Source organism: Streptomyces adustus, from assembly GCF_009377175.1.
GTDB lineage: Bacteria > Actinomycetota > Actinomycetes > Streptomycetales > Streptomycetaceae > Streptomyces > Streptomyces adustus.
The window spans coordinates 48,201-63,547 of sequence record NZ_VJZD01000009.1; the positions used below are offsets into that span (position 1 = coordinate 48,201).

Sequence of the window (15,347 nt, forward strand, 5' to 3'; positions counted from 1 at the left end):
TGGGAGCGGTTGTGACGATCAAGGTCGTACGGGGCAATCCGACCCCGGAGGAGCTGGCCGCCGCACTGGCGGTGGTCCGAGCGCGCGCCGCGGCGGCCCAGGCCGAGCCGTCCGGCGCGCCCACGCCTCGGGACTCCTGGTCCGACCCGGCCCGGGTGGCCACCCGTCCGGTGCCCCGGCCGGGCCCCACGGCGTGGGCCAGGACCTACTGGCCCGGCTGAGCACACCGCGCGGCGGACCGGCCGGTCCGCCGCGCCGTCCCGACGTTCGACGGCCACCACCGGCTCCCCTGGCGGTGGCCGTCGTCCTCACAGCGGGTCACCGACGCACAGCGGGTCGCGGACAAGTTGAGTACGCGTACTCAGGCGCCGCGCGCCGGAGCGCCGCAGGCTCGTACGCATGCTGTGGTCCGACCCCGAGAACGAGCCGCCTCAGGAACTGCGCGAGATGCAGCTCATGTTGCGGCGGCTGGGCGTTCTCATGGCGCTGGCCATGGTGGTCATCATGATCGTGATCGGTCTGAGGTGAGTCCGGGCGGGGCCGCCGATACGCTGGCCGCATGACTGAACAGCCGCGCCGTCGACTCGTCCTCGCCTCCCAGTCCCCCGCCCGGCTCGGGCTGCTGCGACAGGCCGGACTCGCCCCCGAGGTGCTGGTGAGCGGTGTCGACGAGGACGCCGTCTCCGCGCCCACCCCCGCCGAGCTCGCCCTCGCCCTCGCCGAGGCCAAGGCCTCCGTCGTGGCGGCCCGCCCGGAGGTCCAGGGCGCGCTGGTGATCGGCTGCGACTCGGTGCTCGACCTGGACGGGCAGGCGCTCGGCAAGCCCGCCGACGCCGAGGAGGCCACCGCCCGCTGGAAGGCCATGCGCGGCCGGGCCGGCACCCTCCAGACCGGCCACTGCGTCTGGGACACGACGGCCAAGCGGTATGTGTCGGGCGTGGCCTCCACCGTGGTCCACTTCGGCGAGCCCACCGACGCGGAGATCGCCGCGTACGTCGACTCGGGCGAACCCCTGCACGTCGCGGGGGCGTTCACCCTCGACGGCCGCTCGGCCCCGTTCATCGAGGGCATCGACGGCGACCACGGCAATGTGATCGGCATCAGCCTGCCCCTGGTGCGACGGCTGCTGGCCGAGCTGGGCGTCGGCATCACGGAGTTGTGGACGCCCCGGGAGAGCTGATCAGGACGCGCCGGACACGGCCGGTGAGGCGGTGACGGGGGTACCGTCCTCGGACTCCCGGAGTTCCTGGGCTTCTTGGGACTCCTGAGACTCCTGAGACTCCTGAGACTCCTGGTGCTGTCGAGACTCAGGAGTCTCCTGGGCCTCCTGGGCCTCGCGAGGCTCATCGGGCTTGTGCAGGTCGGGCTTGCGGAGGTCGGGCCCGCGGGAATCCTGGGGCTGCTCGCCGTCTCCCGGTTCCTGCGGATCCACGGGATCCTCCGGGGCGTCGGAGCCTTCGGGGGCGCCGGGGTCCGCCGGGCCGCCGGAGTCGCCGGTCGTGCCGGACACGGCCGCCACGGGCCCTTCCTGACGGTCGTACGTCATCAGCAGCAGCACGATCAACGCGAGCACGACGACCATGAACGCGAAGACGCTCCGGCCGAGCAGCCCCCAGGCGAGGGCACCCAGCAGGCCGTGCACCACCGCCGCGCTGATCAGCAGGATCCGTCCGAGGCCGGCGGGCGGCCGGTTGCGCACGCCGACCAGCAGCGCGGCCACGCCGCAGGACGCGAAGTACAGCCCGAAGACGATCCCGCCGATCTTCGTCGCCGTCGACATCGCCCCCAGGTCCAGTCCCGCCACCATCATGTTCTGGCGGTCCGCGGCGACCCCCAGGAACCAGTTGAAGGCCGCGATCCCGACCGCCTCCACGAAGAGCACGACCGCCAACAACCATGCCACCGGTCTTCGCAGCACCGGCCCCCACCCACTTTCGACTGCCGTTCGAGCAGATCTGCCGTTACCCCAAGTACGTTTGGGACATCGCGAACGCTACTAACGGGTAAACCCAGGGACAAGGGTTCGGGGGAGGGCAAAGAATCGTTGGGCCATTCGTAGGGACTCCACAAAGAAACCGAGTGGGCCGCAGCACGCTCTCACAGAGACCTTGCCCACACCGGAGGGCTAGGGTTTTCGCAAGGAGTCCTGCGTACCGAGGTGCGACAAGGGATTTCTCGGGTCGGGCGCGCCTCGCATCACGCTCCGTGTGGGCAAGCTCACCATTGGGGATGGGTCGAAGTGGCGTGTCGGCAGTCCCTAAACTCGGCTTGTTTCAAGGAGGGAGCCTCAATCGTGCGCAAAGTGCTCATCGCCAACCGTGGCGAAATCGCTGTTCGCGTTGCCCGGGCCTGCCGGGACGCCGGGATCGGGAGCGTGGCCGTCTACGCCGACCCGGACCGGGACGCTCTGCATGTCCGTGCCGCGGATGAGGCGTTCGCCCTGGGCGGTGACACCCCGGCGACCAGCTACCTGGACATCGGCAAGGTGCTGAACGCCGCCCGTGAGTCCGGCGCGGACGCCATCCACCCGGGCTACGGCTTCCTCTCGGAGAACGCCGACTTCGCCCAGGCGGTCCTGGACGCGGGCCTGATCTGGATCGGCCCGCCCCCGCAGGCCATCCGCGACCTGGGTGACAAGGTCGCCGCCCGGCACATCGCCCAGCGCGCCGGCGCGCCGCTGGTGGCCGGCACCCCCGACCCGGTCTCCGGTGCCGACGAGGTCGTCGCGTTCGCCGAGGAGCACGGGCTGCCGATCGCCATCAAGGCCGCCTTCGGCGGCGGCGGGCGTGGTCTGAAGGTCGCCCGGACCCTGGAAGAGGTCCCGGAGCTGTACGACTCGGCCGTACGTGAGGCCGTCGCGGCCTTCGGCCGCGGCGAGTGCTTCGTCGAGCGTTACCTCGACAAGCCCCGGCACGTGGAGACCCAGTGCCTGGCCGACACCCACGGCAACGTGGTCGTCGTCTCCACCCGTGACTGCTCGCTCCAGCGCCGCCACCAGAAGCTGGTCGAGGAGGCGCCGGCGCCGTTCCTGTCCGAGGCGCAGGTCGCCGAGCTGTACAGCTCCTCGAAGGCGATCCTGAAGGAGGCCGGCTACGTCGGCGCGGGCACCGTGGAGTTCCTGGTCGGCGCCGACGGCACGATCTCCTTCCTGGAGGTCAACACCCGTCTCCAGGTCGAGCACCCGGTGACCGAGGAGGTCGCCGGCATCGACCTGGTGCGCGAGATGTTCCGTATCGCGGACGGCGAGGCCCTGGGCTACGACGACCCCGCCCTGCGCGGACACTCCTTCGAGTTCCGGATCAACGGCGAGGACCCGGGCCGCGGCTTCCTGCCCGCTCCGGGCACCGTCACCGCCTTCGACGCGCCGAGCGGACCGGGCGTGCGTCTGGACGCGGGCGTGGAGTCCGGCAGCGTCATCGGCCCGGCCTGGGACTCCCTGCTGGCCAAGCTGATCGTCACCGGCGCCACCCGCGAGCAGGCCCTTCAGCGGGCCGCCCGTGCGCTGGCGGAGTTCAAGGTCGAGGGCATGGCCACCGCCATCCCCTTCCACCGCGCGGTCGTCCAGGACCCCGCGTTCGCTCCCGAGCTGACCGGCTCCGACGCGCCGTTCACGGTCCACACCCGCTGGATCGAGACCGAGTTCGTCAACGAGATCAAGCCGTTCGCCGCCCCGGCCGACGCCGAGGCGGACGAGGAGGCCGGCCGCGAGACGGTCGTCGTCGAGGTCGGCGGCAAGCGTCTTGAGGTCTCGCTCCCCGTCTCGCTCGGCATGTCGCTGGCCCGTACCGGTCTGGCCGCCGGTGCCAAGCCCAAGCGCCGCGCCGCGAAGAAGTCCGGCCCGGTCGCGTCCGGCGACACCCTCGCCTCCCCGATGCAGGGCACCATCGTCAAGGTGGCCGTCGAGGAGGGCCAGGAGGTCAAGGAGGGCGACCTGATCGTCGTCCTGGAGGCCATGAAGATGGAGCAGCCCCTCAACGCCCACCGTTCGGGCACCGTGAAGGGCCTCAACTTCGAGGTCGGCGCGTCCGTCACCTCGGGCGCGGCCATCTGCGAGATCAAGGACTGACACCGGCACTGACACCGGCGTACCTCGAAACGCCCCGCGGACCACGGCAGTCGGTCCGCGGGGCGTTCCGTTTCCCCGCGTACCGTGCGGAGGTGCCGAAGACCGTGCAGAGATGTCAAAGGGCGCGCGTCCACCCGCCGTCGGGCGCCCGCCGTCGAGCGGGTCTCGGCGGTCAGCGGCGGCGCAGGTCCGCCACGCGCGCCCGTTCCGCGCCCGGCGGCTGGTCGTTCAGGACCGCGGCGCTCCGCAGGCCGGGGCCCACGCCGGGAACCTGACCGCGACGGGGGGCGGGGAGGGGTACGTCCCGACGCTGCTGCTGGCGCGCCGGGACGGCGTCACCCCCCGGGCTCCCCGCCGCCCCGGCCACGGCGATCTGCACCCCCTGGTCGGCGAGGGCCTGGAGTTCGGTGGCCGCACGGTCGTCGTGAGCGGGCGGCTCGTCGGTGATCAGACGGGTGATCAGATCGGTGGGCACGGTCTGGAACATGGTGTCCGTACCGAGTTTGGTGTGGTCGGCGAGGACGACGACCTCCGCGGCGGCCTGGACCAGCGCCCGGTCGACGGAGGCCGACAGCATGTTGGACGTGGACAGCCCGCGCTCGGCGGTCAGACCGCTGCCGGAGAGGAAGGCCCGCGAGACCCGCAGCCCCTGGAGGGACTGCTCGGCACCGCTGCCCACCAGGGCGTAGTTGGAACCGCGCAGGGTACCGCCGGTCATCACGACCTCCACCCGGTTGGCATGGGCCAGCGCCTGGGCGACCAGGAGGGAGTTGGTGACGACGGTCAGCCCGGGTACGCGGGCGAGCCGGCGGGCCAGCTCCTGGGTGGTGGTTCCCGCCCCGACCACGATGGCCTCGCCCTCTTCGACGAAGTTGGCGGCGAGGTCGGCGATGGCCGTCTTCTCGGCGGTCGCGAGATGAGACTTCTGCGGAAAGCCGGACTCCCGCGTGAACCCGCCCGGCAGTACCGCACCGCCGTGCCGGCGGTCGAGGAGTCCTTCTGCCTCCAGTGCGCGCACGTCCCGCCGTACGGTCACTTCGGAGGTCTGGACGACGCGGGCGAGCTCACGGAGCGACACGGCCCCGTTCGCTCGCACCATTTCGAGGATCAATTGGCGACGTTCTGCAGCGAACACGAAACTGACAGTAACCCCAACGACCGTCTGGTTTCAGCTGTTTGCGCCGAATAACAGAAGTTGTTCGCACGGTGAAGGGCGAAGTGGTATAGGGCCTAGTCGCCCCGACTATGCCGCACGAATGGTCGACAACTCCCCGTGACCAGCGGGGAGTCGCTTTCGGCCGTCAGCCCTCGCCCGTCGCCTTACGGGTGTGCAGCTGCCGGGCCACTTCCGCGATCGACCCCGAAAGAGAGGGGTACACGGTGAACGCGTTCGCGATCTGTTCGACCGTCAGATTGTTGTCGACGGCGATCGAGATGGGGTGGATCAGTTCCGAGGCGCGCGGCGCCACGACCACACCGCCCACGACGATGCCCGTGCCCGGCCGGCAGAAGATCTTCACGAAGCCGTCCCGGATGCCCTGCATCTTGGCGCGCGGGTTGCGCAGCAGCGGCAGCTTCACCACCCGGGCGTCGATCTTGCCCGCGTCGACGTCCGCCTGGGAGTAGCCGACGGTGGCGATCTCGGGGTCGGTGAAGACGTTCGAGGAGACCGTCTTGAGGTTGAGCGGGGCCACCGCGTCGCCGAGGAAGTGGTACATGGCGATGCGGCCCTGCATGGCGGCGACGGAGGCGAGGGCGAAGACGCCGGTCACGTCACCGGCCGCGTACACGCCGGGGGCCGTGGTGCGGGAGACCTTGTCGGTCCAGATGTGACCGGAGTCGCGCAGCCTGACGCCCGCCTCCTCAAGGCCGAGCCCGGCGCTGTTGGGGATGGCGCCGACGGCCATCAGACAGTGCGTGCCGGTGATGACCCGGCCGTCGGAGAGGGTGACCTCGACGCGGTCGCCGACCCGCTTGGCGGACTCGGCGCGGGAGCGGGCCATCACGTTCATGCCGCGGCGGCGGAAGACGTCCTCCAGGACGGCGGCGGCGTCCGGGTCCTCGCCGGGCAGCACGCGGTCGCGGGACGACACCAGGGTCACCTTGGAGCCGAGCGCCTGGTAGGCACCGGCGAACTCGGCGCCGGTGACACCCGAGCCGACCACGATGAGCTCCTCGGGGAGTTCGTCGAGGTCGTACACCTGGGTCCAGTTGAGGATGCGCTCACCGTCGGGCAGGGCGTCCGGCACCTCGCGCGGGTGACCGCCGGTGGCGATGAGGACGGCGTCGGCGACGAGGGTCTCCTCGGTGCCGTCGGCGGCCGCCACGACGACCTTGCGCGAGCCGTCGAGGGCCTGCATCCCCTCCAGCCGGCCGCGCCCGCGCATGACGCGCGCGCCGGCCCGGGTCACGGAGGCGGTGATGTCGTGCGACTGGGCGAGCGCGAGCCGCTTCACCCGTCGGTTGACCTTGCCGAGGTCCACGCCGACGACGCGAGCGGCCTGCTCGATGTGCGGGGTGTCGTCGGCGACGATGATGCCCAGCTCTTCGTACGACGAGTCGAAGGTGGTCATCACCTCGGCCGTGGCAATAAGGGTCTTCGACGGCACGCAGTCGGTCAGCACCGACGCTCCGCCCAGACCGTCGCAGTCGACGACGGTCACCTCCGCGCCGAGCTGCGCCGCCACCAGCGCAGCTTCGTAGCCGCCCGGTCCACCACCGATGATCACGATCCGAGTCACGTACTCCATTGTCCCGCACGCGTCGAGGTGCTATTGCCCCGGGGCCGGACCGGGTCCCGACGGACTCGTCCGGGACGGGCGTGACACGCGGGACGGCTGCCGTACTCTTCGACCCATGTCGCTCTACACCGCGTATGCCGGCAACCTCGACGCGCGGCTGATGTCCCGCCGCGCCCCGCACTCGCCGCTGCGCGCGACGGGCTGGCTGAACGGCTGGCGGCTGACGTTCGGCGGCGAGCAGCTCGGCTGGGACGGCGCGCTGGCCACGGTCGTCGAGGACCCCGACGCGCAGGTCTTCGTCGCGCTCTACGACATCGCCTCCATGGACGAGGAGTCGCTGGACCGCTGGGAGGGCGTCGGCCTCGGCATCTACCGCCGCCTGCGGGTCCGCGTGCACACCCTGGACGGTCAGGAGCCGGCGTGGACGTACGTGCTCAACGGTTACGAGGGCGGACTGCCCTCCGCCCGCTATCTGGGCGAGGTCGCCGACGCCGCGGAGTCGGCGGGCGCGCCCCACGACTACGTGATGGAACTGCGCAAGCGGCCCTGCTGAGCCGGGCGCGGACCGCCCTCGCGGATCGGCCTCGTGGGATCGTCCCGAACGGCGCTTCGTTGGAAACGACAAGACAACGATCGCCATCCCGTGAGCACTGTCATCTACGCGCGTAGGCCCAGACCGGCTACCCTCGACCGCGTGAACGCATCTCTTCTTCCGGACGACATCCAGGGCGACCCCTATGCGGCCGCCGACGCCGCCGCCTCGCGCCTGCGCGAGCTGACGGGCGCCGAGACCCACGACGTCGCCCTCGTGATGGGCTCCGGCTGGGCACCGGCCGTGGACGCCCTCGGCGCTCCCGAGGCCGAGTTCCAGGTCACCGAGCTGCCCGGCTTCCCGCCGCCGGCGGTCGCCGGCCACGGCGGCACGATCCGCTCGTACCGCATCGGCGAGAAGCGCGCGCTCGTCTTCCTGGGCCGTACCCACTTCTACGAGGGCCGTGGCGTCGCCTCCGTCGCGCACGGCGTGCGCACCGCGGTCGCCGCGGGCTGCAAGACCGTGGTGCTGACCAACGGCTGCGGCGGTCTGCGCGAGGGCATGCGCCCCGGGCAGCCGGTGCTGATCAGCGACCACCTCAACCTGACGGCGACCTCGCCGATCGTCGGCGCGAACTTCGTGGACCTCACCGACCTGTACTCGCCGCGCCTGCGCGCCCTGTGCAAGGAGATCGACTCCAGCCTGGAGGAGGGCGTCTACGCCCAGTTCCCCGGCCCGCACTACGAGACCCCGGCCGAGATCCGCATGGCCCGCGTCATCGGCGCGGACCTGGTCGGCATGTCGACGGTCCTGGAGGCCATCGCCGCCCGCGAGGCGGGTGCCGAGGTGCTGGGCATCTCGCTGGTCACCAACCTCGCGGCGGGCATGACGGGCGAGCCCCTCAACCACGAGGAGGTCCTCCAGGCCGGCCGCGACAGCGCCACCCGGATGGGCTCCCTGCTGGCGCAGGTGCTGGACCGCCTGTAGGCGACCGGCCCCGCGGGTCCGGCCCGGCGCCGGGCCCCACGGGGTTCGAGGAGCGGACTCCGGGGGCAGAGCCTCCGGGGAGGAACGTACGGGGCGGGCGGGACGCACGGGGCACCTGACGCCCCGGGCACCGCCCGCACCGTACGCGCGACCCGCCCGGACACGCGATCCGCCCGGGCGGCGGACGCATCCGGGCGGCTGACGCCCGGGGGCGCGGGACGACCGTGGACCGCGCAACCGTCGGGCACCTCGCGACCGTCGTGGACCGCGGGACGACCGTGACCGCGGTACGGCTGCGATCGCGGGGCGGGCGGCTCCGGGGGCACTCGCGCCCGTGGGTACGCACCCCCGTGCACCCGCATCCCCCGTACGCACCACCCGCCCGCACCACCCGCAGGCGCGCGCCACCGCACGCATCGCAGGCACGCACCACCGCACGCGCGCGCAGCGCGGCACACGAACGAGAGGTTGGACCGAACGTGCAAGACGATCTCATCGCACGGGCCACGTCATGGCTGGCCGAGGACCCCGACGCGGACACCCGCGCGGAACTCGCCAAGCTCATCGACGCGGGAGACCACGCCGAGCTCGCCGCACGCTTCGGCGGCACCCTCCAGTTCGGCACCGCGGGCCTGCGCGGCGAACTCGGCGCCGGCCCGATGCGCATGAACCGCTCGGTCGTCATCCGCGCCGCGGCCGGTCTCGCCGCCTACCTGAAGAAGAACGGCAGCTCCGGCGGCCTCGTCGTGATCGGCTACGACGCCCGCCACAAGTCCGCCGACTTCGCCCGCGACACCGCGGCCGTGATGACCGGCGCGGGCCTGCGCGCCGCCGTGCTGCCGCGCCCGCTGCCCACGCCCGTCCTCGCCTTCGCCATAAGGCACCTGGGCGCGGTGGCCGGCGTCGAGGTGACGGCCAGCCACAACCCGCCCCGCGACAACGGCTACAAGGTCTACCTCGGCGACGGCTCCCAGATCGTCCCGCCGGCCGACGCGGAGATCGCCGCCGAGATCGACGCGATCGAGGCGCTCGCCGACGTCCCCCGCCCGGACCAGGGCTGGGAGACCCTCGACGAGGGCGTCCTGGACGCCTACCTGGCCCGTACGGACGCCGTCCTGTCCGCCGGCTCCCCGCGCACCGCCCGCACCGTCTACACGGCGATGCACGGTGTCGGCAAGGACGTCCTGCTCGCGGCCTTCGCCCGCGCGGGCTTCCCGGCCCCGGTCCTGGTCGCCGAGCAGGCCGAGCCCGACCCGGACTTCCCGACCGTCGCCTTCCCCAACCCGGAAGAGCCCGGCGCGATGGACCTGGCCTTCGCGCAGGCCCGGGCGAGCGCCCCCGACCTGATCATCGCCAACGACCCCGACGCCGACCGCTGCGCCGTCGCCGTCGCGCAGGACGGCGCCTGGCGCATGCTCCGCGGTGACGAGGTCGGCTCGCTGCTCGCCGCCCACCTGGTGCGCCGCGGGGTCACCGGCACCTTCGCCGAGTCGATCGTCTCCTCCTCGCTCCTCGGCCGGATCGCCGACAAGGCGGGGCTGCCGTACGAGGAGACCCTCACCGGCTTCAAGTGGATCGCCCGCGTGGACGGTCTGCGCTACGGCTACGAGGAGGCCCTCGGCTACTGCGTCGACCCCGAGGGCGTACGCGACAAGGACGGCATCACCGCCGCGCTCCTCGTCACGGAGCTGGCCTCCGAGCTCAAGGAGCAGGGGCGCACCCTCCTCGACCTGCTGGACGACCTCGCCGTCGAGCACGGGCTGCACGCCACCGACCAGCTCTCGGTGCGGGTGGAGGACCTCTCGGTCATCGCCGACGCGATGCGACGGCTGCGCGAGCGGCCGCCGGGCGAACTCGCCGGGCTGCCGGTGACCGCGGCGGAGGACCTCACCCGGGGCACCGACCGGCTGCCGCCCACGGACGGCCTGCGCTACACCCTCGACGGCGCGCGCGTCATCGTCCGGCCCAGCGGCACCGAGCCCAAACTGAAGTGCTACCTGGAGGTCGTCGTCCCCGTGGGCGACCGTGCCGGCCTCCCGGCGGCCCGCGCCCGGGCCGCCGAACTGCTGGCGGCGATCAAGCGCGACCTGTCGGCGGCCGCCGGGATCTGACCCGGTCCGCCAGGGGCTGTACGGCCGGGAGCGCCGCGATTCATACGGAATTGGGCTGTCGCATGCCTCCCGGCCGCCTCCTCCGGGCGCATCCGTTCCATCCTGGGAACGCAACACGGATGCACTCCTCACACCCCCCTTGGAGGCATCCACCCCCAGGGTGTCCCAAGCCCCAGGAGTCACATCCGGCGGGACACCGCACCTGGGCCGGGCACGGGGTCCGGATCCGCGACGGCGGGCCGGACCCCGTGCCCGGTCGTCCGTCCGGGGCCCCGGCGACCGGTGCGGGGCGGCGCACACGACGGTGCGGGGTGACACGCGGGGCGGGGCTCAGCCGAAGCGGCCGTTGACGTAGTCCGTGGTGCGCGGGTCCTGCGGGCTGTCGAACATCGCGCCCGTGGGGCCGTGCTCGACGATCGCGCCGGGGGTGCCCTGTTCGGCGAGGAAGAACGCGCACTGGTCGGAGACGCGGGCCGCCTGCTGCATGTTGTGGGTGACGATCACGATGGTCACCTCTTCGGACAGCTCGTGGATCGTCTCCTCGATGCGCCGCGTCGAGGTCGGGTCCAGCGCCGAGCACGGTTCGTCCATGAGCAGCACCCGGGGCCGTACGGCCAGCGAGCGCGCGATGCACAGACGCTGCTGCTGGCCGCCGGAGAGCGCGCCACCGGGCTGCCGGAGGCGGTCGCGGACCTCCTTCCACAGACCCGCCTTGGTCAGGCACTCCTCCACCAGCGCGTCCCTGTCGTCGCGGCCCGCCTTGATGCCGCCCAGTTTCAGGCCGGCGGTGACGTTGTCGTAGATCGACATCGCCGGGAAGGGGTTGGGCTTCTGGAAGACCATGCCGATCTGGCGGCGGGCGTGGGTGATGCGCCGGCCGCGGTCGTAGATGTCCTCGCCGTCGAGCAGCACCCGGCCCGCCAGGGACGCGGAGCCGACGAGTTCGTGCATGCGGTTGAGGATCCGCAGGAAGGTGGACTTGCCGCAGCCGGACGGGCCGATGAGCGCGGTGACCTTGCGGGCGGGCATGGTGAGCGAGACGTGCTCAAGGACCTTGTGGTCGCCGAACCAGGCCGAGATGGAGTCGGCCTCCAGGGTGGCGGGGTCGCTCTGCGCGGCGCCGCGGCCTGGCCGGACGGCGTTGATTCTCCTCGTCGGGTCGAGGATCTCGTCGACGAGCGTGTCGGTCGGGTCGGACATGATGGCGGACTCCTCGTCGTTCAGAGCAGGTTGGGCAGCAGTCGGGTGGCGGCGCCGGAGACGGCGAGGCCGAGGGCGGCCAGCACGGGCGCGCCGACGATCCAGGTCTGCCAGCGCCCCCAGACTCGGTGGGCGGCCATGGTGAGCAAAGCCGCGAGGAGCAGTGCCTGCGACCACAGGAAGACCGGGAGCCAGGCCGCGTCCTCGGTGCCCAGGGCCTGCTCGGAGTCGTCGATCCAGCCGAGGGCGAGCGGGCGCGGCGGGCTGGGCCGGGTGGTGCTCGTGAGGGTCGCGTCGACGCGGATCGTGCCGGAGGGGGTGTAGGGGGCGCCGGCGGCGGTGATGAGGGTGAGCCTGCCCTCGTTCTGCTTGAGCGCGGGCGGCAGCGGGTCGCCCTCGTGACGGAGCCCCGACACCCGGTAGACGGCCGTGCCCTGACCGGTGGTCAGCCGGATCTCGGTGCCGACGGGCAGTCGGTGCAGGTCGTTGAACGGGCTGCCGTAGCCCCACTGGCGGCCCATGATCACGCTGGTGCCGGCCTGTCCGGGCAGCGGGGTGTCACGGCGGTGGCCGGGGCCGGACATCAGCACCCCGGAGGCGGTGCCCTCGCCGACGACCTCCTTCAGGCCCAGCGCCGGGATGCGCAGCAGCGCGACGGGCGCGCCCGGCTCCAGCATCTTCCCGTCGTACGTCCGCTGGCCCACCGGGGCGATGCCCAGGGCGAGTTGGCGGCGGAACTCGTCGTAGGCGGTCTGCTGGTCGCGGCTGTGCTGGAGGTGGCCGACGATCGTGAGGTTGGCGGCGAAGCCGAGCAGCAGGGCGGCGAGCAGGCACAGCGCGGCCCCCAGGAACGCGAGGCCGGGCCGCTCGGAGTGGGCCGGCCGCGCGCCGGGCTCGGGCTCGGGCAGAGGCGCCGGTGCCGGAGGCGCCTCGGTCGGCGGGGGCGGGGACAGCACGGTCACGGGAGTGCTCCTGTGAAGAGAGGTGGGGCGAGAGGGCGCGGGCGGCGGGTGGGGCCCGCCGCCCGTGCCGTGCGCGTGGCCGTGGTCAGGCGCGGGGCTCGCCGAAGGTCAGCAGTCCGTTGCGGCGGCCGAACCGTACGAAGACGATGCCGGCCGTGACGAGGACGACCGCGCCGACGCCGGAGAACAGGGCGATCTGGCTGCCGGTGGAGGCGAGACCGCCCTGCGGGGAGGTGCCGCCGGAACCGGAGTCGCCGCCGGTGCCGCTGCTCCCGCCGGAGCCGGTGTCCCCGCCGGTCGTGCTGTCGCCGCCGGTCGTGGTGCCGGAGGTGTCACCCGTGGGGTCGTCGCTCGGGTCGTCGGAGGGGTCGTCGCTCGGGTCGTCGCTCGGGTCGCTGCTCGGGCTCGTCGACGGGGACTGCGAGGACGGCTCGGCAAGGGTGAAGGACACCGCGGCCACGCTGTCCACACCGGTGCAGTCGGGGTTGTAGTCCCAGCTGGTCTGCCCGGCCACCGCGTCCTCGGGCACGGTCAGCGTGGGCCAGGTCACCGTGCCGTTCGCGTCGGCGGTGGCCTTCGGGAAGGTGGTGTCGTTGTTGAACATGGCCATCGTGTACTCGGCTCCCGGCTGGCAGCCGCGGATGATGACCTTGACCGTCTGGCCGCGGGTCAGTTCGGGGTTGAACGGCAGCAGTTGGCCCGCCGAGTCGCGCATCTCGTACCGTGCCTGCTGCACGATCACATGCAAGGGATCCGCCGTCTCGGAGGCTCCCCACTGGGCAGGGTCCTGCGGGGTGAATCTGGCGACGACGTCGTGCGACCCCTCGGCCAGCGCCGACGTCTTGAACACGGCCTTCCCGTCGGCGACCGTGGCCTGGCCGAGCGTGGTCGCGCCCTCGGCGAAGGTGACGGTGCCGGTCGCCTCGGCCGGGGTGACCGACGCGGTGAGGGTGATCGCCTGGCCGGGCTCGGGGGTGGCGTCGTCGGCGAGCAGGGTGACGGCGGTGGCCTTGGCTCCCTCGCCGACCTGCCAGTGGTCGCCGGTTACGGTGATCTTCTGGGACCAGTACGGGTCGCCCGGCACGATCGAGTCGGGGGCCACGGCCCAGTCGAAGTTGTCCATGCACCGTACGCGCAGCTCGTAGGTGCCGTCGCCGGTGATGGCGTCGGCGAGGCTGTTGACCGCCATCCCCGGGTTGGCCGCCGCGGCCAGCGAGGCCGTCGAGGTGGCCCCGCTGTAGGGCGCGTGGTCGGTGATCCCGTTCAGCGCCTGGGCCTCGGTGCCGTCGGCCTTGACCACGGACAGCGACAGCACGCTGTTCCAGTTGAGGTCCTCGATGGTGACGTCGGGGCACGCGCCGGGGATCCCCAGGGTCCCGGCGATGGGCTGCGGGTCGCTCAGGCTTCCGCTGCCCGGGGTCAGGGTGAACTCGCCGACGGACGCCGCACGGGCGGGCTGGGACTGGGTCACCACCAGGGTCACCAGACCCAGGGCGAGCAGGGCGCAGGCCGCCACGATCGCGGCCGTTCTTCGGAACGTACGTGGCACTGTCATGGAAGGGGGCTCCCCCGGGGGACGGTCGACGGATGTACGGGAACAGCACGTGGGGCCGGGCACCCGAGGGTGCCCGGCCGTCACGCGAGGGTCAGACGACGATCACGGCTCAGCGCTCGGCCTTGAGGTCGGTGTTGCCGCAGTTGCTCAGGGTGCCGAAGCCGTAGTTGGTGATCGTGGAGCTCGCGGCGCACACCTTCGAGGTGGCGCCGACGAAGGTGTCGGCGACGACGGAGTCGGAGAGGTTGGCGGTCGGGACGACGTTGTAGACGTTCCGCAGGAAGTCGGAGGTGAACGCGGTGTTCAGCGCGAGGGCGCTGCCCGAACCCGTGGTCGGGGCGGTGCCGTTGATGTTGCGCAGCCGCGACTCGCCGCGCCGGTTCGGGACGTCGGAGAAGCCCTTGCCCTGGGAGATCCACTGGGCGATCGAGTACGGCATGAGCTGGTTGGCGTTGGCGATCGCGACGCCGTTGTGCTCCTGGATGGTCTGGTCGACACAGGTGCCGACCTGCGCCTCGGTGATGCCGATGGCGGCCAGCCAGAAGCTGCGGGTGCCCGAGCCGGACTGCGGCAGCAGCGGCTGCGCGTTCGGGTACTCGGTGGAGTTGCACTGGTAGATCGCGGCCAGCTGCGCCTTCGTCAGGTTCGTCGGCAGCGTGCTGCCCAGGTCGGTGGCGTAGGTGACACCGTCCTTGGCGTACGGGACGAACGTGAGGTCCGTGGTGCTGGTGTCCGCAGGGCCGCGCGAGGAGCGGGCGAAGTCGACGCAGTGGGTGCCCGCCGCGATGTCGGCGTTCAGCGCGTTGATGCCGGCCGAGGACCCGTCGGGGCGGGTGACGGTGTCACAGCCTGTCGCCTTGGTCTTGATCGTGGTGGTGCCGGTGGCGTTCCAGGACGCGATGATCTTGCCACTGGTGTTCGTGGCGACGTCGCCGATGCCGTTCATGACGTACTGCGTGGTGTCCGAACCGACACCCGCCAGCTGACGGTAGTCAGTGGTCGGGTTCGGGTCCGCCGAAGCCGGCGTGGCCAGGATGCCGAGACCGAGAGCCGCGACACCGAAAGCAGCGCCGACCTTGGCGCGAGACTTGACGTTCACTTCTGAACCCCTTGGTTTATGGATTTCGAAGACTGGACGTTCAAGCGGAATCCGATTGCCTTGCTGCCGACCCGCCGGTCGGCCATCGCCTACG

General features: G+C 72.1%; 14 protein-coding genes. 7 read left to right on the plus strand and 7 right to left on the minus strand.

The genetic code is table 11. The annotated features are described in order from the left end of the window. The first annotated feature begins 11 nt into the window (after positions 1–11). The 3 genes from FNH09_RS03990 (at position 12) to FNH09_RS03995 (ending at position 1,180) form a co-directional block, all read left to right on the plus strand. On the plus strand, positions 12–221 hold the full coding sequence (locus FNH09_RS03990) for an acyl-CoA carboxylase epsilon subunit (protein ID WP_162468084.1): 210 nt from the start codon (positions 12–14) through the stop codon (positions 219–221). Between the two features lie 178 nt (positions 222–399). Continuing rightward, complete coding sequence (gene mmpB, locus FNH09_RS49445) at positions 400–528, plus strand: morphogenic membrane protein MmpB (protein ID WP_274390201.1); 129 nt, start codon at positions 400–402, stop codon at positions 526–528. Between the two features lie 31 nt (positions 529–559). Beyond that, a complete protein-coding gene (locus FNH09_RS03995; RefSeq protein ID WP_152885234.1) occupies positions 560–1,180 on the plus strand; it encodes a Maf family protein in 621 nt (206 codons plus the stop codon). Here the strand turns inward: FNH09_RS03995 and FNH09_RS50025 are convergent, their stop codons facing one another. Continuing rightward, positions 1,181–1,918 (minus strand): hypothetical protein, encoded by a 738-nt coding sequence (locus tag FNH09_RS50025; RefSeq protein ID WP_420802735.1) that lies wholly within the window; start codon positions 1,916–1,918, stop codon positions 1,181–1,183. A gap of 375 nt (positions 1,919–2,293) precedes the next feature. On the opposite strand from FNH09_RS50025, the gene FNH09_RS04005 reads away from it, so the two are divergent. Continuing rightward, on the plus strand, positions 2,294–4,066 hold the full coding sequence (locus FNH09_RS04005) for an ATP-binding protein (protein WP_162468085.1): 1,773 nt from the start codon (positions 2,294–2,296) through the stop codon (positions 4,064–4,066). Between the two features lie 172 nt (positions 4,067–4,238). Here FNH09_RS04005 and FNH09_RS04010 read toward each other — a convergent pair whose 3' ends face one another. Both FNH09_RS04010 and FNH09_RS04015 read right to left on the minus strand, forming a co-directional pair. Beyond that, a complete protein-coding gene (locus FNH09_RS04010; RefSeq protein WP_162468086.1) occupies positions 4,239–5,201 on the minus strand; it encodes a DeoR family transcriptional regulator in 963 nt (320 codons plus the stop codon). A gap of 166 nt (positions 5,202–5,367) precedes the next feature. Continuing rightward, positions 5,368–6,816: an NAD(P)H-quinone dehydrogenase gene (locus tag FNH09_RS04015; RefSeq protein ID WP_152885236.1), complete on the minus strand. Its 1,449-nt coding sequence runs from the start codon at positions 6,814–6,816 to the stop codon at positions 5,368–5,370. A gap of 106 nt (positions 6,817–6,922) precedes the next feature. Between FNH09_RS04015 and FNH09_RS04020 the strand changes: the two genes are divergently transcribed. From FNH09_RS04020 to FNH09_RS04030, 3 genes are all read left to right on the plus strand, one after another. After that, on the plus strand, positions 6,923–7,360 hold the full coding sequence (locus tag FNH09_RS04020) for a gamma-glutamylcyclotransferase family protein (RefSeq protein ID WP_152885238.1): 438 nt from the start codon (positions 6,923–6,925) through the stop codon (positions 7,358–7,360). 141 nt (positions 7,361–7,501) lie between these two features. Beyond that, positions 7,502–8,326: a purine-nucleoside phosphorylase gene (locus FNH09_RS04025; protein ID WP_162468087.1), complete on the plus strand. Its 825-nt coding sequence runs from the start codon at positions 7,502–7,504 to the stop codon at positions 8,324–8,326. A 479-nt stretch (positions 8,327–8,805) separates the two neighbouring features. Then, the gene (locus tag FNH09_RS04030) at positions 8,806–10,437 is read left to right on the plus strand and encodes a phosphohexomutase domain-containing protein (RefSeq protein ID WP_162468088.1); all 1,632 of its coding nucleotides are present in this window, start codon (positions 8,806–8,808) and stop codon (positions 10,435–10,437) included. A 330-nt stretch (positions 10,438–10,767) separates the two neighbouring features. Here the strand turns inward: FNH09_RS04030 and FNH09_RS04035 are convergent, their stop codons facing one another. The 4 genes from FNH09_RS04035 to FNH09_RS04050 form a co-directional block, all read right to left on the minus strand. Next, complete coding sequence (locus FNH09_RS04035; RefSeq protein WP_152885240.1) at positions 10,768–11,637, minus strand: phosphate ABC transporter ATP-binding protein; 870 nt, start codon at positions 11,635–11,637, stop codon at positions 10,768–10,770. Between the two features lie 20 nt (positions 11,638–11,657). Beyond that, positions 11,658–12,599: a sortase domain-containing protein gene (locus tag FNH09_RS04040; RefSeq protein ID WP_152885242.1), complete on the minus strand. Its 942-nt coding sequence runs from the start codon at positions 12,597–12,599 to the stop codon at positions 11,658–11,660. Positions 12,600–12,684: 85 nt separating this feature from the next. After that, positions 12,685–14,154 (minus strand): Ig-like domain-containing protein, encoded by a 1,470-nt coding sequence (locus FNH09_RS04045; protein ID WP_152885245.1) that lies wholly within the window; start codon positions 14,152–14,154, stop codon positions 12,685–12,687. 109 nt (positions 14,155–14,263) lie between these two features. Continuing rightward, positions 14,264–15,253, minus strand: coding sequence for a hypothetical protein (locus tag FNH09_RS04050; RefSeq protein WP_152885248.1), 990 nt, complete (start codon positions 15,251–15,253; stop codon positions 14,264–14,266). Positions 15,254–15,347: the final 94 nt, after the last annotated feature.